14 protein-coding genes are annotated in these 16,648 nt (G+C 64.8%); 1 reads left to right on the plus strand and 13 read right to left on the minus strand.

Going from position 1 to position 16,648, the window contains the following annotated elements; genetic code table 11:
• Window positions 1-183: 183 nt before the first annotated feature.
• The 9 genes from RQP54_RS10445 to gabT all read right to left on the minus strand — a co-directional run bounded on the left by RQP54_RS10445 (window position 184) and on the right by gabT (window position 11,154).
• Window positions 184-1,653, minus strand: a complete 1,470-nt coding sequence (locus tag RQP54_RS10445) for an NAD-dependent succinate-semialdehyde dehydrogenase (RefSeq protein WP_315678200.1) — start codon at window positions 1,651-1,653, stop codon at window positions 184-186.
• A gap of 117 nt (window positions 1,654-1,770) precedes the next feature.
• Entirely contained in the window at window positions 1,771-2,721 is a 951-nt protein-coding gene (speB, locus tag RQP54_RS10450) for an agmatinase (protein ID WP_315678208.1), read from the minus strand.
• Window positions 2,722-2,732: 11 nt separating this feature from the next.
• Window positions 2,733-4,421, minus strand: a complete 1,689-nt coding sequence (locus tag RQP54_RS10455) for a methyl-accepting chemotaxis protein (RefSeq protein WP_315678209.1) — start codon at window positions 4,419-4,421, stop codon at window positions 2,733-2,735.
• Window positions 4,418-5,512 (minus strand): ABC transporter substrate-binding protein, encoded by a 1,095-nt coding sequence (locus RQP54_RS10460; RefSeq protein ID WP_315678210.1) that lies wholly within the window; start codon window positions 5,510-5,512, stop codon window positions 4,418-4,420. Before RQP54_RS10460 ends, RQP54_RS10455 begins: the two co-directional genes overlap by 4 nt.
• 27 nt (window positions 5,513-5,539) lie before the next feature.
• Complete coding sequence (locus RQP54_RS10465; protein ID WP_315678211.1) at window positions 5,540-6,364, minus strand: ABC transporter permease; 825 nt, start codon at window positions 6,362-6,364, stop codon at window positions 5,540-5,542.
• 6 nt (window positions 6,365-6,370) lie between these two features.
• Window positions 6,371-7,630 (minus strand): ABC transporter permease, encoded by a 1,260-nt coding sequence (locus RQP54_RS10470; RefSeq protein WP_315678212.1) that lies wholly within the window; start codon window positions 7,628-7,630, stop codon window positions 6,371-6,373.
• Between the two features lie 25 nt (window positions 7,631-7,655).
• Entirely contained in the window at window positions 7,656-8,687 is a 1,032-nt protein-coding gene (locus RQP54_RS10475) for an ABC transporter substrate-binding protein (protein ID WP_315678213.1), read from the minus strand.
• A gap of 58 nt (window positions 8,688-8,745) precedes the next feature.
• Window positions 8,746-9,828: an ABC transporter ATP-binding protein gene (locus RQP54_RS10480; RefSeq protein ID WP_315678817.1), complete on the minus strand. Its 1,083-nt coding sequence runs from the start codon at window positions 9,826-9,828 to the stop codon at window positions 8,746-8,748.
• A gap of 27 nt (window positions 9,829-9,855) precedes the next feature.
• Entirely contained in the window at window positions 9,856-11,154 is a 1,299-nt protein-coding gene (gabT, locus tag RQP54_RS10485) for a 4-aminobutyrate--2-oxoglutarate transaminase (protein ID WP_315678214.1), read from the minus strand.
• Window positions 11,155-11,431: 277 nt separating this feature from the next.
• Here gabT and RQP54_RS10490 point away from each other — a divergent pair, with 277 nt between their 5' ends.
• Window positions 11,432-12,835, plus strand: coding sequence for a PLP-dependent aminotransferase family protein (locus tag RQP54_RS10490; protein ID WP_315678216.1), 1,404 nt, complete (start codon window positions 11,432-11,434; stop codon window positions 12,833-12,835).
• On the opposite strand, the gene RQP54_RS10495 is transcribed toward RQP54_RS10490, so the two are convergent.
• From RQP54_RS10495 to RQP54_RS10510, 4 genes are read right to left on the minus strand one after another with little or no spacing between them, the layout of a single operon-like run.
• Entirely contained in the window at window positions 12,832-13,167 is a 336-nt protein-coding gene (locus RQP54_RS10495) for a rhodanese-like domain-containing protein (protein ID WP_315678217.1), read from the minus strand. The genes RQP54_RS10490 and RQP54_RS10495 overlap by 4 nt on opposite strands.
• An 11-nt stretch (window positions 13,168-13,178) precedes the next feature.
• Window positions 13,179-14,531, minus strand: coding sequence for a chromate efflux transporter (gene chrA / locus RQP54_RS10500; RefSeq protein ID WP_315678219.1), 1,353 nt, complete (start codon window positions 14,529-14,531; stop codon window positions 13,179-13,181).
• 7 nt (window positions 14,532-14,538) lie between these two features.
• Complete coding sequence (locus RQP54_RS10505) at window positions 14,539-15,474, minus strand: chromate resistance protein ChrB domain-containing protein (RefSeq protein WP_315678221.1); 936 nt, start codon at window positions 15,472-15,474, stop codon at window positions 14,539-14,541.
• A 60-nt stretch (window positions 15,475-15,534) separates the two neighbouring features.
• Window positions 15,535-16,431 carry a LysR substrate-binding domain-containing protein gene (locus RQP54_RS10510; RefSeq protein WP_315678222.1) on the minus strand — a complete coding sequence of 299 codons (897 nt, stop codon included), beginning with the start codon at window positions 16,429-16,431 and terminating at the stop codon, window positions 15,535-15,537.
• Between the last annotated feature and the right edge of the window lie 217 nt (window positions 16,432-16,648).

Here is a 16,648-nt window from a genome sequence, read left to right on the forward strand (position 1 = left end):
AGATATGTAAAAAATATTCTAAGGGAAAACCCTCGATCTGGCACTGCGGGACACGAAAGGCGGGAGGAGGCAACCATGCTCCTGCCTGCGCTTGCAGGACTAGACATGCAATAAAAAACGGCGCCACCCGGCGCCGTTATTGCGTAGGCCGCTACTGGAAACGTAGCGGCTGCAGGGCTTGCATTACTTCAGGATGTCGCCGATGCACAGGTACTTGATCTCGACATAGTCGTCCATGCCGAAGTGGCTGCCTTCGCGGCCCAGGCCGGACTGCTTCACGCCGCCGAAGGGCACGTGCTCGGTGGCCAGGATGCCCACGTTGCAACCCACCATGCCGTACTCCAGCGCTTCACCGACGCGGTAGATGCGCCCGATGTCGCGGCTGTAGAAGTAGCTGGCCAAGCCAAACTCGGTGTTGTTGGCCGCATCAATGGCTTCCTGCTCGGTCTTGAACTTGAACACCGGCGCGAAGGGGCCGAAGGTCTCTTCCTTGGCACACAGCATGTCGGCCGTGGCGTCGGCCACCACCGTGGGCTCGAAGAACAGACCACCCAGCGCCTTGCCCCCGGCGACCACGCGGCCACCCTTGGCCACGGCATCGTCCACATGGCGCTGCACCTTGGCCACGGCGGCTTCCTCGATCAGCGGACCCTGGTTCACACCCTCGTCAAAGCCATTGCCCACCTTGGCGGTCTTCACCTTGGCAGCGAACTTGGTGACGAACTCGTCGTACACGCCTTCTTGCACATACAGGCGGTTCGAGCACACGCAGGTCTGGCCGGCGTTGCGGTACTTGCTGGCAAAGGCACCTTCCACGGCGGAGTCGATGTCGGCATCGTCGAACACGATGAAGGGGGCATTGCCACCCAATTCGAGCGCCAGCTTCTTGATGGTGGGAGCACACTGGGCCATGAGGATGCGGCCCACTTCGGTGGAGCCGGTAAAGCTCAGGTGGCGCACCACGTCGTTGGCGCAGATCTCCTTGCCCACGGCAATGGAGTTGGAAGCGTCAGCGCTCAGGATGTTGATGACACCGGCCGGGATACCGGCACGGATGGCCAGCTCGGCGGCAGCCAGGGCGGTCAGCGGAGTCAATTCAGCCGGCTTGATGACCACGGGGCAACCGGCAGCCAGGGCAGGGGCCACCTTGCGGGTGATCATGGCCAGGGGGAAGTTCCAGGGCGTAATCGCCGCGCACACGCCGATGGGCTGCTTCAGGACCATCAGGCGGCGGTTGTTGTCGAACTGGGGCAGGGTCTCGCCGTTGACGCGCTTGGCTTCTTCGGCAAACCACTCCACGAAGGAGGCACCGTAGGCGATCTCGCCCTTGGCTTCAGCAAAGGGCTTGCCTTGCTCGGCGGTCAGGATGCGGGCCAGGTCGTCGGTGTTGGCGGTGAGCAGGTCAAACCACTTGCGCAGGATGATGGAGCGCTCCTTGCCGGTCTTGTTGCGCCAGGCAGGCCAGGCGGCGTTGGCGGCGTCGATGGCAAGCTTCGCATCGGCAGCGCCGAGGTTGGCCACATCGGCCAGCTTCTCGCCGGTGGCGGGGTTGCAGACGTCAAAGCGGCTGGCGCCAGCAACCCACTGCCCGTTGATCAGGGCGTCGGTCTTCAAGAGGCTGGGGTCTTTGAGTTGGCTTAACGGAGAGGTCATGGTTGTCTCTGCTTATGGAAGATACAAAAGGTGAACAGTGCGAAGATAGTTGAAATTGGCTCTACGCTGGGTGCCGCTAAAGATGGGTCAGGTAGATCCAGTTAGGGTGTGTTGGGGTCAGCGCAGAGGCACGCCGGGCAATGCGCACAGCATCTCGTACAGCAGGTTGGCGCCCAGCAGGGCGGTGTTACCCGAGGGGTCGTACGGGGGCGAAACTTCCACGAGGTCGGCACCCACCAGATTCAGGCCGCGGCAGCCGCGCACGATTTCCAGCGCCTGCGGCACGGTCAGCCCGCCAACCTCGGGGGTACCGGTCCCGCCGGCGTAGGCCGGGTCAATGCCGTCGATGTCGAAGCTCAGGTAGCACGGCGTGGAGCCGATGCGTTGCCGCACCTGGGCCATCAGCGGGGCGAGCGACTGGTACCAGACCTCGTGCGCGGGCACCACGGTAAATCCCTGGCTGCGCGGCCAGTCAAAGTCGTCGGCTGCATAGCCGGTACCGCGCAAGCCGATCTGGTACACCTTGTCGCAGGCCAACAGGCCTTCTTCCACCGCACGGCGGAATGGTGTGCCGTGGGCGATGCGTTCGCCGAACATGTCGTCGTTGATGTCGGCGTGGGCATCCACATGCACCAATGCCACCGGGCCGTGCTTGGCGGCGATGGCGCGCAGGATGGGCAGCGCAATGGTGTGGTCTCCGCCCAGCGTCAATGGAATGCAGCCGTGCTTCAGGACCTCGGCATAGAAGTCGGTGATGATGGGCAGCGACTTCTGCAGCGAGTAGGTGTTGATGGGCACGTCGCCCAGGTCGGCCACCTGCAGCGCGTCGAACGGGGCGGCCCCGGTGGCCATGTTGTAAGGGCGCAGCAGGCAGGACTCGGCGCGAATCTGGCGCGGCCCGAAGCGGGCACCGGGGCGGTGGCTGGTGCCGGTGTCCAGCGGTACGCCGATGAAGGCGGCGTTCAATCCCTGGGCCGAGGTCGCCACGGGCAGGCGCATCATGCTTGCGATGCCGCCAAAGCGCGGCATGGCGTTACCGGAAAGCGGTTGATTGGGCGATGTAGGCATGGGCGGCAGTTTCAGTTCAATGTGATTAGCTGGTTGTGGCGTGTGTTCTCCAGTTGGAACACGGCCATGGCTTGGGCCAAGTGGGCGGCCTGGGCGCGCAGGCTTTCGGCAGCAGCGCTGATCTCTTCCACCAGTGCGGCGTTTTGCTGGGTAGCTTGGTCGATACGGGTGATGGCACTGCCGACGTGGCTGATGTCGTCGTACTGCTGTGTGGTGGCGGTGCGAATTTCTTGCACCAGGGCGTCCACACGCTGCACATGGGCCACGATGTCCTCAATGGCGCTTCCGGTTCCGTGCACTTGGCGGGAGGCCTCGTGCACCTTGTTCACGTTGTCGCCGATAAGCTTGCGGATTTCCTTCGCGGCTTGCGCCGACCGCTGGGCCAGGGCACGCACCTCGCCGGCCACCACGGCAAAGCCGCGTCCTTGTTCGCCTGCGCGGGCCGCTTCCACTGCGGCGTTGAGGGCCAGGATGTTGGTTTGGAAGGCTATGCCGTCGATCACCCCTGTGATCTCGCTGATGGTGGCGGAAGAGTTGGCCAGTTCCTGCATGGTCTGCACCACCTGGGCCACGCTGGCACCGCCCTTGCTGGCCACCTGGCTGGCGGTGGCAGCCAGCGCGCTGGCTTCGTTGGCGTGCTCGGTATTGCGTTTGACGGTGTGGGTGAGCTGTTCCATGGAGCCCACGGTTTCCTGCAGGTCACGGGCCTGGTTTTCGGTGCGTTGGCTCAGGTCGGCATTGCCTGCCGCAATCTCAGCGGAGCCGCTGGCCACGCCGTCGCTGCTGTCGCGTACGTCGCCCACCACCTGGGCCAGGCGCGTGCGCATGGTGTCCATGGCGGCGGCAATGCTGTCGGCAGCGCTTCCGCTGTGAACCACATTGTCTGCAGGGGAGCGCAGGTCGCCGGCAGCGATGTGCAAGGCCTGCTGGGCCACCTCGCGCGGCTCGCCACCGATCTGGCGTGTGACCGAGCGCATCACCAAGTAGGCAGCGCCAGTGCCCAGCACCAGTGCCAGTACACCTGCCATGGCCAGCAATGCCACCGAGCGCTGGTAGGTGCTGTTTCCCTCTTCGGCCAATAGCACGGCAGAGCGGGTTTTGTTTTGCCACTGCTCGTCCAGGGCTTTGAGGGTGGCTCGGAACAGCCGCTCGGACTTGCCGGTAAACAGGCGCCGTGCTTCTTCGACGCGTTCAGGTGCCTGCACCGATTCGCGGGACACCTCCTTGACCTTTTCCCAATTGGTTGCGGCCAAAGTGGTGCTTTCCAGCAGTGTTTGCCATGATTCCCGGTCCTGAGCATCCAGCAGATGGGATTCTTGCGCCTTGATGGAGTTTTGCAATTCGGTGAAAGACTGGGCAATGCTGCTTTCCAGCGGTGCCATCTCTTCCAGCGACACCGTCATCAGGTGTTGGGCTTGCAGCATGCGGATGGAGGAGGCCAACGATTGCCACTGGCGCACAGCCTCCAGAGACGGGGTGGTGGTGCTGGCGTAGTAGTCCAGCGCCGAATTCATGGAGCGCATGCGCACTGCCGACATGGTGGACACCGCCAGCAGCAGTGCCAGCAACAGGCCAAAGCCCAGCCAGAGCCGGGTACGCAGGCGCGTGGGCTTGAGCCGCGTCCAGCGCCGTGTGCCTTGCGCTGCGGCCTGGGGCGTGGTGGGGGCTGTCTGCGGTAGGGTGTTTGCGGGTGTTTTCATAGCATGCGCTGCTGGAACATCCGCTCCAGAGTTGCCCCCCGCTGTATCCAGAACTTGGCATCCAGTGCCAGCGAGCGGCGCAGGTTGCCAGGCGCCGAAGGCAGCTCGCTGGGTACCAGCGACAGATCCACCAGGTGCGAACTGTCGGCACTGGCGCGTGCACGCCCGCTGTCGTAACGCAGGATGGCGTTGATGTGGGTCGGGCCGTAGGGAATAGCGCGGGAGAAGGCCAGTTGCGGTTCTTCCGAGGTGGCGTAGCGGATGAAATCACGCGCCTGCCGGGCACGAGCGGAGCCCTTGACCACGGCCCAGTAGTCGAGCTCGTAAATGGCATCGTTCCAGCCGATCTGCAAGCCGTCCTGGCCTTCGCTCTGGGCTGCGGCGATGCGTCCGTTGTAGGCACTGGACAGGCTGACGTCGCCGCTGGCCAATCGCTGCACAGGCTGTGCTCCCGACTCCCACCAGACGATGTGGGGTTTGAGTTGTTCGAGTCGCTTAAAGGCACGTTCCACCCCGGCCTCAGTGGTCAGCAGATGGTACACGTCGCGCCGACGCACGCCATCGGACATGAGGGCTATTTCCAAGTTGTAGCGGGCGCCCTTGCGCAGTCCGCGTTTGCCTGGAAAGCGTTGCACGTCCCAGAAGTCGGCCCAACTGCGAGGTGCATCGCGCAGGCGTTTGCTGTTGTACGCCAGTACGGTGGACCAGACAAAGGCGCCCACGCCACAGTCCTTGATGGTGCCTGGTAGCAGCATGCCTGCGTGCGGCAGGTTGTTGCGGTCGAAAAGCTCAAACAGACCCTCGTCGCAACCGTTTTGCAGGTCGACCGACTCGACTTCCACAACATCCCAGCGGACCTCAGCTGTTTGCACCTGGGCACGGATGGCAGCCAGATCGCCGTTGTATTCGGCACTGGTGGTGGCGACCCCTTGTTCGCGTGCAAATGGCTGGATGAAGGCCTGGTTTTGTGCTTTGCCGTTGGCACCGCCAAAGTTCACCACGGTCAATGGCAACTGGGCCTGGGCGGCGCCGAGCGCCACTGCGGTGTACAGCAGCAGTGTGTGGACAAGATATCGGACTGACACTGGCATGGTGGAAGTTCCTGTGGTGGGCCGCTATCAGCGGCGGCGTCCGCGCAGCCACTCCAGACCCAGCATCAGCGCGGTGGTGAAGATGATGAGCAGTGTGGCCACGGCGGCAATGGTGGGCGAGATGTTTTCGCGGATGCCGGTGAACATCTGGCGCGGCAGCGTGACCTGCGTGGGGCCGGCAATAAAGAGTGTCACCACCACTTCGTCGAACGAGGTGGCAAAGGCAAACAGCGCGCCAGAGATCACGCCCGGGGCGATGATGGGCAAGGTGACGCGGAAGAAGGTTTCCAGCGGCCCGGCTCCCAGGCTCAGGGATGCGCGCACCAGGTTGTGGTTGAAGCCCTGCAGCGTGGCCAGCACGGTGGTTACCACGAAGGGCGCCCCCAGTGCGGCGTGCACCAGGATCAGGCCGGTATAGGTGTCGGACAGGCCGATCTTGGCAAAGAACAGGTAGGTGCTCACGCCCACCACGACGATGGGAACCACCATGGGCGAGATCAGCAGACTCATGAGCGTGCTTTTACCCAGGAAGTTCACGCGCGACAGCCCCACCGCGGCCATGGTGCCCAGCACCGTGGCCAGCAGCGTCGCCAGCGGTGCCACGATGAAGCTGTTGCGCGTGGCGCGGGCCCAGTCGTCGGAATTGAACAGGTTGTCGTACCACTGTAGCGACCAGCCCGGAATGGGGTAGGCCAGAAACGAGCTGTTCGAGAACGACAGCGGGATGATGACCAGGATGGGCAGCAGCAGGAACAGCAGGATGCTGATGCAGCCCAGGCGCAAGGCGTACCAGCCCAGCTTGTCGAAGACGGTGGCGTAGGCCGGAAAGTCGGGAAAGAGTATCTTGAGCATTTCGGTTTATCCCAGGCTAAGTTCGGCCTTGCCCACCTTGCGGTACACACCGTACAGGGCCAGGGTGGTGAAGAGCAGTACGGCGCCCAGCGCGCAGGCCATGCCCCAGTTCACGTTGACGTTGGTGTACTGGGCGATGTAGTAGCTCAGCATCTGGTCATCGGCACCGCCCAGCAGGGCCGGGGTCACGTAGTAGCCGATGGAGAGGATGAACACCAGCAGACCACCGGCACCGATGCCGGGGTAGGTCTGCGGCACGTAGACCTTGAAGAAGGCAGCCAGCGGCGAGGAGCCCAGCGATACGGCGGCACGCAGGTAGCTCGGGGGCACGGACTTCATGACGCTGTACAGCGGCAGGATCATGAAGGGCAGCAGGATGTGCACCATGGCGATGATGACGCCCAGGCGGTTGAACAGCAGGGCCAGGGGTTCGTCGATGAAACCCAGCCCCATGAGGCCACGGTTCACCAGACCGTTGCTCTGCAGCAGCACGATCCAGGCCGCCACACGCACCAGGATGGAGGTCCAGAACGGCACCAGCACCAGAATCATGCACAGGTTGGCCTGGCGTGCAGTCAGGGTGGAGAGCCAGTAGGCCAGTGGGTAGCCCAGCAGCAGGCATACCAGGGTAACGACGGCACTGATCTGGAAGGTGCGCAGCAGGATCTTGCCGAATGCAGCCGCTTCCTCGGGGACGCGCTCGATATCGCCCTGGGCGTTGCGCTGCAGGTCAATGGAGGCCAGCAGGTAGTCCGGCGTCCAGCGGTTGCTGTTCTTGGCGATGGCTTGCCAGTAGGGCAGCTCGTCCCAGCGCGGGTCGATTTCGAGCATGCGCTGGTGGACTTGCGCGGGCGACAGGCCTTCGGCCAGGGGCAGCGCGCGGTAGGTGGTCATGATCAGCGAGCGGGCGCCGCTGACTTCACTGTTGAGGCGGCGTGCCAGGGCACCCGCGTCGGCCTGTTCGGTGATGCCGGACAGGTCGGCAATGACAGCCGCATAGGCCGCATCCGGTGGAATCGACTTGCGGTCCCACTGGGACAGCGCTGTGCCGGTGCGGCTCAGCGTGTCGGCGACTTCCGGGTTTTCCACGGCGCGCATCAGCAGCGCCGCAATGGGCACCAGGAAGATGACGACGAGGAAGCCCAGAAGCGGCAGGGTCAACGAGATCGAAAGCAGCCGCTTGCGGCGCTCGGCCCGCTTGAGTTGCCCGGCCAGATCGGCAGGCAAGACCGTGGGGGCGGTGGAAGCAGTCGTGGTGGATGTCATTTCGATCCCGTCAATCACTCAAGGTTTACTGTGCAGCCCAGGCAGCGAAGCGCTTTTCCAGAGCCTCGCCCTGGTCAGCCCAGAAGCCCACGTTGAACTGCAGCGCGGTCTTGCTGTTGGCGGCCGAGGTGGGCAGCTTGTCCAGCACGGCCTTGTCCAGCTTGGCCAGTGCCTTGGTGTTGGTCGGGCCGTAGGAGATCAGCTTGGCGTATTCGGACTGCTCGTTGGCGCTGGAAGCCATGGCGATGAACTTCAGAGCCGCGTCGCGGTTCTTGCCACCCTTGGGCATGACCCAGTAGTCCAGGTCATAGATGCCGCCGGTCCAGGTGATGCCCAGGTTCTTGCCCTCGCGCTGTGCTGCGTCGATGCGGCCGTTGTACACGGTGGTCAGGGCCACGTCACCAGCCACCAGGAACTGGGGCGGCTGTGCACCGGCTTCCCACCACTGGATGTTGGGCTTGAGCTCGGTCATCTTCTTGAATGCGCGCTCGGCACCGTCCTTGGTGGCCAGCACCTTGTAGACGTCGGCAGGTGCCACGCCGTCGGCCATCAGGGCGAACTCGAGGTTGTAGCGGGCGCCCTTGCGCATGCCGCGCTTGCCGGGGTACTTCTTCACGTCCCAGAAGTCGGCCCAGGTGGTGGGGGCGTTCTTGATTTTGTCGGCGTTGTAGGCCATCACGGTGGACCACACGAACACGCCGATACCGCACTCGTGCACAGCGGCGGGGGTGAAGTCGGCCTTGTTGCCGATCTTGCTGTAGTCCAGCTTCTCGAACAGGCCTTCGTCGCAACCGCGGGTCACGTCAGGGCTTTCCACTTCCACCACGTCCCAGGTGATGTTCTTGGCTTCCACCATGGCCTTGATCTTGGCCTGCTCGCCGTTGTATTCCACGCCGACAACCTTGGTGCCGGTGGCCTTCTCGAAGGGCTCGAAGTAGGCTTTCTTCTGGGCATTGCCGTTGGCACCGCCGAAGTTCACCACGGTGATCTGCGACTGGGCAAAGGCGGCTGCGGACACCAGCACGGCGGCTGCGGCAACGATGGGTTTCAATTTCATGGGCTGTCTCCTGAAAAGGAAGGGTTGGGAAAAGGAAGGAAGGGAAAGTGCAGTCGTGTCAGCGGTAGACACGCATGTGCTCGGGGGGCAGGTGCAGCCACAGCGCCTGGCCGGGCGTGGGGACTGTCATGCTGGAAAGGGGAATCTTGACCGTGGCTTCCTCCTGCTCCTGCACGGTGCAGCGCAGGCGCAGGTGGTCGCCGAAATACATCACGTCGTTGAGTACCGCACGGATGCTGTTGTCGCAGGGTTTGTTCTGCCCGGTGTGGATGACGATGCGCTCCGGGCGGGCGCAGGCCTGCACCTTGGCTCCGGTGTGCACGCCGTTCACGTTCAGCCCGGTCATGAGCGTGCCGCAGGGCAGGCGCACCTCGCAGTGCTGGGCCGTGGTCGTGGTAACCGTGGCGTTGAACACGGTGTTGTCACCGACGAAGTTGGCGACGAAGCGGTTCGATGGCGTCTCATAGAGGTTGGTCACCACATCGATCTGCTGGATCTCGCCGTCGTTGAACACGGCCACGCGGTCCGACATGGTCAGTGCCTCGGACTGGTCGTGCGTCACGTAGACGAAGGTCAGGCCCAGTTCGCGGTGCAGTTGCTTGAGTTCGATCTGCATGTGTTCGCGCAGCTGCTTGTCCAGCGCGCCCAGCGGCTCGTCCATGAGCACCAGCTGGGGGTCGAACACCAGCGCGCGCGCCAGGGCCACGCGCTGCTGCTGGCCACCGGAGAGCTGCGCGGGGTAGCGTGCTCCCATGCCGCCCATCTGTACCATCTCCAGCGCACGCTTGACCTTCAGGTCGCATTCGTCGGCCAGCATCTTGCGCACCTGCAGCGGGTAGGCCACGTTCTGCGCCACCGTCATGTGGGGGAACAGGGCGTAGTTCTGGAACACCATGCCGAAGTTGCGCTTGTGTGGCGGTGTGCGGGTGATGGGGCGCCCGGCGAGCTTGATCTCGCCAGAGGTGGGGGACTCGAATCCGGCCAGCATCATCAGCGTGGTGGTCTTGCCTGAACCCGAGGGGCCGAGCAGGGTGAGGAATTCACCTTGCTGGATCTCCAGGTTCAGGTCGCGCACCACCAGCGAGTGGCCGTCGTAGGTCTTCTGTACCTTCTCGAAGGTCACCAAAGGCGTAGCGGTCATGGTGTTGTTGTTCACGTCGGGCTTCCTTCAGGCGGCCTGCGCTGCAGCCAGGGCGGCTTCGAGTACGTCCAGGCCTTCGTTGACCAGGGCATCGCTGGCGGTCAGCGGCACCAGCACACGGATCACGTTGGCATAGGTGCCGCACGAGAGCAGGATCAGCCCGCGCTTGATGGCTTCCGCCACCAGGCGCTTGGTCAGGTCGGCGTCGGGCTGGTGGGCATCACCGCCTTTGCACAGTTCGATGGCGACCATGGCACCGGCACCGCGCACTTCGGCGATGGCCGGGTTGCGCTGGGCCAGGGCCTGCAGGCGGGTGACCATGAGCGCGCCGAGGTCGCGGCTGCGCTGCAGCAGGTTTTCCTTGTCGAAGGTTTCCAGCACGGCCAGGGCCGAAGCGCAGGCCAGGGGGTTGCCGGCATAGGTGCCGCCCAGGCCGCCCAGGGCCGGTGCGTCCATGACTTCGGCGCGGCCGATGATGGCCGACAGCGGCATGCCACCGGCCAGCGACTTGGCCATGGTGATGATGTCGGGTGCCACACCCCACTGCTCGCAGGCCAGGAAGGTGCCGGTGCGGCCCGCACCGGTCTGCACTTCGTCGGCAATGAGCAGGATGCCGTGCTGGTCGCACAGGGCGCGCAGCGCTTTCGCAAACTCGGGCGGTGCGGTGTAGAAACCGCCTTCGCCTTGCACCGGCTCCAGGATGATGGCCGCGACGCGGCTGGCCTCGATGTCGTACTTGAACAGGGCCTCGATGGAGGCGATGGCATCAATCACGCTCACGCCGTGCAGCGCGCAGGGGTACTTGGCGTGGAACACTTCGGCCGGGAAGGGGCCGAAGCCGACCTTGTAGGGCGCGACCTTGCCGGTCAGGGCCATGCCCATCATGGTGCGGCCATGGAAGCCACCACCGAAGGCGATGATGCCCGAGCGCTTGGTGTAGGCACGGGCAACCTTCACGGCGTTTTCCACCGCTTCGGCGCCGGTGGTCATGAAGAAGCTCTTCTTGGCAAAGTTGCCGGGGGCGCGCGCATTGAGCTTTTCGGCCAGTTCCACGTAGGGCTCATAGGCCAGTACCTGGAAGCAGGTGTGGGTGAAGCGGCCCAGTTGTTCTTCGATGGCCTGGACCAGGGCGGGGTGGCGGTGGCCGGTGTTGAGCACGGCAATGCCGCCGGCGAAGTCGATGTAGCGGCGGCCTTCCACGTCCCACACCTCGGCGTTCTCGGCGCGGTCCACGAAGATTTCGAAAGCCTGTCCCAGACCGGCAGGCAGGGCGGCACGGCGGCGGGCCATCAGGGCGGCGTTGTGGAGGTTGTTATCGCGTTGCATGGTGGTGGTCTCGGTTGGGTTGGAGAAACTGGCACTGGTGCCATTGATGGGTGGACTGTAGGTGCCACTTGACCCGGTACACCGGTACACACACCGTGCAAAACACAGGGGGGCTGTATCCAGAGTGTGAGCAGTACAGGAAAACCATTAAGGGAAAATACCTAGACTGGCCCGAAACGTGCTTGTGTGCACGAAGAGTCGCGCGAGCACGCGTGAGGAAAGCCCTGCGAAAGCTGCAGTGCCACAATGAGACCCGACAGAAAGCGAAGACTCCCGCATGTTTGCCCTGAACCTTCACAGTGCCGTACCGCTGGTGCAGCAGATCGTCGATGGCTTTCGCCAACTCGTCGACGAGGGCGGACTGCGCGCCGGCTCCAAGGCGCCATCCATCCGGCATTTCGCCAACATGCACGCGGTGAGCGTGCACACGGTGGTGGACGCCTACGACCGGCTGGTGGCCCAGGGCTACTTCGTTTCCCGTCCCAACCAGGGTTTCTTCGTGCGCCACCGCCCGGTGCAGGTCAAGCCCCCGCAGGACGAAGGGCGCCAGTACAGTTTCGACTCGATGTGGTACCTGCGCCGCATCTTCGAGAACCGTGGCCTGCGTTTGAAGCCTGGCTGCGGCTGGATGCCCGGCGACTGGTTGTTTGGCGATGGTGTTCGCAAGAGTTTGCGCACGTTGGCGACAGATAACGTGGATTTGGGTGGTTATGGCGAGCCGAAAGGCTATCTGCCGCTGCGCCAGCTGGTGCGCGACCTGCTGGCCGAACAGGAGATTGCGGTCACCTCGGACCGGGTGCTGCTCACCCACGGGTCCAGCCAGGCCATGGACCTGGCGGCGCGCCGACTGGTGCAGCCAGGCGACGCGGTGCTGGTGGATGACCCCGGCTACCCGAACATGCTGTTCTCGCTGCGCTTTCTGCAGGCCAAGCTCCTGGGTGTGCCGCGCACGCCAGCGGGCTACGATTTGACTGCGCTGGAAGACTTGGTTGCCGAGCACCGGCCCAAGGTGTTCTTCACCCAGCCGCGGCTGCACAGCCCCACCGGTTCCGTGGCCCAGCTGTCCCACCTGCACCGGGTGATGCAGTTGGCCGAGAAGTATGACTTCACCGTGGTGGAGAATGACATCTACGCCGACCTGGACCCGCAGACGCGCCCCTCGCTGGCGAGCCTGGACCAGCTGCGCCGGGTGATCTACATCAGCAGTTTTTCCAAGACCATCTCACCCAACATCCGCGTTGGCTACGTGGCCGCCAACCCCGACCTGCTGGAAGACCTGGCGCAACTCAAAATGGTCTCGGGCCTGACCTCGTCGGAGTTCACCGAGCGGCTGGCCTATGGCGCGCTGCTCGATACCCGCTGGCGGCGCCATCTGAAGGGTCTGCGCGAGCGGCTGGCCCGTGCCCATGAGACCACGGCCAACCAGCTGGTGCACCTGGGTTTTGAGCTGTTCGCGGAGCCCAAGGCCGGTGTGTTCCTGTGGGCTCGCCACCCTGACCTGCCCGATGCCACCGAGCTGGCCTACCGGGCCGGCGAGCACGACATGCTGCTGGGCCCCGGCGCCTTGTTCAGCGCCCACATGCAGCCCGGCGGCTGGATGCGCTTCAATGTGTCGTTCTGCGACGATGCCGACATCTGGGCATTTTTCATGCGCGAATTGGCGAAGAAGAAGGGGAATTAGGCGGCGGCCGGCAGGGCGGTCGTCGGCAGTCCTGCGGCCTGCCAGGCCGTGATGCCGCCTTCGAGGTAGCTCGCCTCCACCCCCAGCGCGCGCAGGGTGGCACACAGGCCCTGGCCGATTTCGTGGCCGTGGGCGCAGTACACCACCACGGGGCGTTCAGTGCCAATCTGGTCTTTCCAGTCCAGCCACAGCGCCGGGTTGTACCAAGGCGCTTGGGCGATGCGGTGCGGGTTGTTGGCGCGCGCAATGTCGCGGCGTACGTCGATCACGGTGGGTGGATTGGCGCTGGCGATTTGGGCGGCCAGGGCTTGGGGGCTGATGGAAGGCAGCATGGAATGTCTCCTCAGAAGAAGGTTTTGAATGCCAGGCCTGCGAGGGCGCAGGCGGCGATGACGTGGATGGCATTGCGCTCGAAGCGCACCAGGGCCACGGTGGCCGCCAGTGCGATGGCGCAGGCGGCCAGGTCGGGGGCGTGCTGCAGGCCCTGGGGCCACAGCACGTGCAGGCCGAAGAACAGCGCCAGGTTCACGATCACGCCGACCACCGCTGCGGTGATGGCGGTGAGTGGCGCGGTGAGCTTCCACTGCCCGTGGGTTGCCTCCACCAGCGGGCCACCGGCCAGGATGAAGACGAACGAGGGCAGGAAGGTGAACCAGGTGACCAGCGTGGCCGCGAGTGCACCGGCCAGGAAGGGCGCGTCTGCGCCCAGCAGCTGCTGACTCCAGCCGCCCACGAAGCCCACGAACGCCACCACCATGATCAGCGGCCCGGGCGTGGTTTCGCCCAGTGCCAGGCCGTCCATCATCTGGCCCGCCGTGAGCCAGCCGAAGTGCTGCACTGCGCCCTGGTACACGTAGGGCAACACGGCGTAGGCACCGCCAAAGGTTAGCAGCGCGGCCTTGGTGAAGAACCAACCCATCTGGGTGAAGGTGTGGTCCCAGCCCCAGGCCAGGGTGAGCAGCGCCAGGGGAATGGCCCACAGCGCCAGCCCTGGGGCTACGACGCGTGCCAGCTGCGCCGGGCTCCAGCGCGCATGGGCAGGGGTGGGGGTGTCGTCGTCAATCAGCGCTGCACCGATGTTCGCGGCTTGCTTGCCCTTGGCATGGCCGCCACCGGCAAAGTACTGCGGCGCCACATGCGCCCCCAACCACCCCAGCGCGGCCGCACCCGCAATGATGGCGGGGAAGGGGAGTTGCAGTGCAAACAGGGCCACAAAGGCGGCCAAGGCAATGCCCCAGAGCCAGGCGTTGTGCAGCGTGCGCTTGCCTATGCGCCAGGCCGCGTGCAGCACCAGTGCCATCACGGCCGGTTTGATGCCGTACAGCAGCGCCGCTACCCAGCTGACATGCCCGAAGGCCATGTACACCCAGGACAGCGCGATGAGGATGAAGAGTGACGGCAGCACGAACAACCCGCCCGCCACCAGGGCGCCCGGGGTGCGGTGCATGAGCCAGCCGATGTAGGTGGCCAGCTGCTGCGCCTCGGGGCCTGGCAGCAGCATGCAGTAGTTCAGCGCATGCAGGAAGCGCCGCTCGCTGATCCAGCGGCGTTGCTCCACCAACTCGCGGTGCAGGATGGCAATCTGGCCAGCCGGGCCGCCAAAGCTGATGAAACCCAGCTTGAGCCAGAACGGCAGGGCTTGGGCCAGCGACACGGGAGCCGGTCTGTTGTCGGAAGGGAGGTCGGGTGTTGTCATGCGGTGTTTATGGTGTGGGGGTGTAGGCGCTGAACAGGGCGTCGAAGACCTGGTTGCTGGCCTGCAGCAGCAGGTCGTCGTCGTGCGGGTGCAGGCGGTGCAGGCCGTGCAGCAGGCGTTCCACACCCTCGGCATCGGCCACGCTGGCGCCGCCCACGTCCAGGCTGTGCACCAGGGCGCGCAAAGGCCCGAGGCCTGGGTGGCGCAGGCCAAAGCGCTCGCACAGCACCTCGAAGCTCACCCAGGTGTCGACGTGGCTGAAGGTGGCGCCGTCAAAGTCGAACCCCAGGGCGTCTGCCGGGCAGTCGCGCACATCGCGCAGCCACACGAAGCGTGCGCCGGGGTCGATGTGGCGCTGGATCAGCCAGGCGCAGGCCAGCCGGTCCACCCAGGGGCGCGCGCGTGTGGCCCACAGGCGGTTCTGGTAGTGGGCGGGTTGCAATGGCGTCAACTCGGTGGTGCCGGGCAGTGGTTCGCTGCCGGACTGGCGTTGGGCGCAGGCCTGCTCCAGGGCCTTGAGCGCCGTGTCGCAGCGTGTCTGCGCCGGGCCGGGGAAAAAGTCGGTCTCGCCCAAGGCTGCCCAGGCCTTGCGCAGGCGCCGGGTGGTCTTGAGCGCCTGGGCCAGGTCGGCGCTGCCCAGGCTGGCCAGCGCAGCGGTGGCGTCTTCCTGCACCACCGCGTAGTCGGCGCTGCGGTCGAAGCGCTGCACAAAGGCGGCGTCGGCGGGTTCCTGTACCGGCAGCACCAGGGCGGTTCCGGCGGCACTCTGAATGTCTGCCGCCAACGAATCAAACAACTGCTGCTGCGCCGGGCGCTGGGGCAGCAGGTAGACGCCGTCGCGCAGTACCGCCGCGCCGCTGGCCTTGAGGGTGCGCCAGACGCGCTGGCGCAGCGTTGCGTTCTCCGTCGGCAGGCTGGTAACGAGGGTGATCCATGTGTCCATTGAGCCCATTGTGACAAAAAATGTAGAAAAGTCTACATATATCGTAGTGATTGATTCAAATTATTGACTGACGGCCACCAGCCACTGCGTGAAAACGCCCAGCGCCGGGCGGGCGTCGCCACGTTCGGGCTGCATCAGGTACACGGCGCGGTCTTCAGGCAGGGCGATGTCGCAGGCCACCACCAGTTCACCGCGTTGCAGTTCACCCTGCACCAGCAAGCGCGGCACCAGGGCCACGCCCATGCCGCAGACGGCTGCGGCCGCCGTCATGGAGAACTGCTCGAAGCGCGGGCCGGACAGGGCCGTTTCGACGGAGATGCCGCAGGCTTCGAACCAGGCGCGCCAGGCGTTGGGGCGGGTGCTTTGCTGCAGCAAGGGCAGGGTGGCCAGCTCGGCAGGCGTGCGCTCGGCGGTACCGCCCAGCAGGGCGGGGCTGCACACCGGTACCACCACTTCGGGCAGCAATCGCGTGGCGCGGGTTCCGGCCCAGGCGCTGATCTGCTCGGGCGTGCCGGCAAACAGGGCGCAGTCGAAGCCGCTGTCGGCAAACAGGAAGGGCCGCGTGCGCGTGTCGATGTGCACCGTGATGTCGGGGTGGGCGGCGTGGAACTGCGGCAGGCGCGGAATGAGCCAGCGCGTGGCGAAGGTGGGCACTGCCGCCAGGTGCAGGGTGCCGCCACTGCCTTGGGGCGACATGGCGTCGAGCGTGTCCTGCTCCAGCCCTTGCAGGCGCGGCGCCACCTGGGCGCAGTAGTCGCGGCCGCGCTCGGTCAAGGCCACGCCGTGGCGGGTGCGGCGGAACAGGGTCTGGCCCAGGAATTCCTCCAGCGCCGTAATCTGGCGCGAGACCGCCCCTTGGGTGAGGGCGAGTTCTTGGGCGGCACGGGTATAGCTCTCGTGCCGGGCGGCGGCTTCAAAGCAGGCCAGGGCCTGCAGGGAGGGTATTTTTCGGCGCATCGTGTGCGTAATGTACACGTCAGCATGGCTTTTCGCCACTCCGTTTGCTACAAAAACAGAAGCTTATTGCGCAATGAATACGTCGGGTAAGGTCATAAAGTGGTTGTGAAAACGATTTTTTAAGATATTCATGAATGGAATGTCTGGATGCGAAACAATCGTTTGGCCCGCCATGCAGTCTGGGCTAGCATCGGGGCATTGAACACTTTTCCTGGAG

Origin of the sequence: Curvibacter sp. APW13, from assembly GCF_032337135.1 — a bacterium.
Classification (GTDB): Bacteria; Pseudomonadota; Gammaproteobacteria; order Burkholderiales; family Burkholderiaceae_C; genus Allorhodoferax.

Excerpts from the sequence above, each read along its gene's own strand:
- RQP54_RS10445 (WP_315678200.1), bottom strand. The coding sequence starts at position 1,653 with ATGACCTCTCCGTTAAGCCAACTCAAAGACCCCAGCCTCTTGAAGACC.
- speB (WP_315678208.1), bottom strand. The coding sequence starts at position 2,721 with ATGCCTACATCGCCCAATCAACCGCTTTCCGGTAACGCCATGCCGCGC.
- RQP54_RS10455 (WP_315678209.1), bottom strand. The coding sequence starts at position 4,421 with ATGAAAACACCCGCAAACACCCTACCGCAGACAGCCCCCACCACGCCC.
- RQP54_RS10460 (WP_315678210.1), bottom strand. The coding sequence starts at position 5,512 with ATGCCAGTGTCAGTCCGATATCTTGTCCACACACTGCTGCTGTACACC.
- RQP54_RS10465 (WP_315678211.1), bottom strand. The coding sequence starts at position 6,364 with ATGCTCAAGATACTCTTTCCCGACTTTCCGGCCTACGCCACCGTCTTC.
- RQP54_RS10470 (WP_315678212.1), bottom strand. The coding sequence starts at position 7,630 with ATGACATCCACCACGACTGCTTCCACCGCCCCCACGGTCTTGCCTGCC.
- RQP54_RS10475 (WP_315678213.1), bottom strand. The coding sequence starts at position 8,687 with ATGAAATTGAAACCCATCGTTGCCGCAGCCGCCGTGCTGGTGTCCGCA.
- RQP54_RS10480 (WP_315678817.1), bottom strand. The coding sequence starts at position 9,828 with ATGACCGCTACGCCTTTGGTGACCTTCGAGAAGGTACAGAAGACCTAC.
- gabT (WP_315678214.1), bottom strand. The coding sequence starts at position 11,154 with ATGCAACGCGATAACAACCTCCACAACGCCGCCCTGATGGCCCGCCGC.
- RQP54_RS10490 (WP_315678216.1), top strand. The coding sequence starts at position 11,432 with ATGTTTGCCCTGAACCTTCACAGTGCCGTACCGCTGGTGCAGCAGATC.
- RQP54_RS10495 (WP_315678217.1), bottom strand. The coding sequence starts at position 13,167 with ATGCTGCCTTCCATCAGCCCCCAAGCCCTGGCCGCCCAAATCGCCAGC.
- chrA (WP_315678219.1), bottom strand. The coding sequence starts at position 14,531 with ATGACAACACCCGACCTCCCTTCCGACAACAGACCGGCTCCCGTGTCG.
- RQP54_RS10505 (WP_315678221.1), bottom strand. The coding sequence starts at position 15,474 with ATGGACACATGGATCACCCTCGTTACCAGCCTGCCGACGGAGAACGCA.
- RQP54_RS10510 (WP_315678222.1), bottom strand. The coding sequence starts at position 16,431 with ATGCGCCGAAAAATACCCTCCCTGCAGGCCCTGGCCTGCTTTGAAGCC.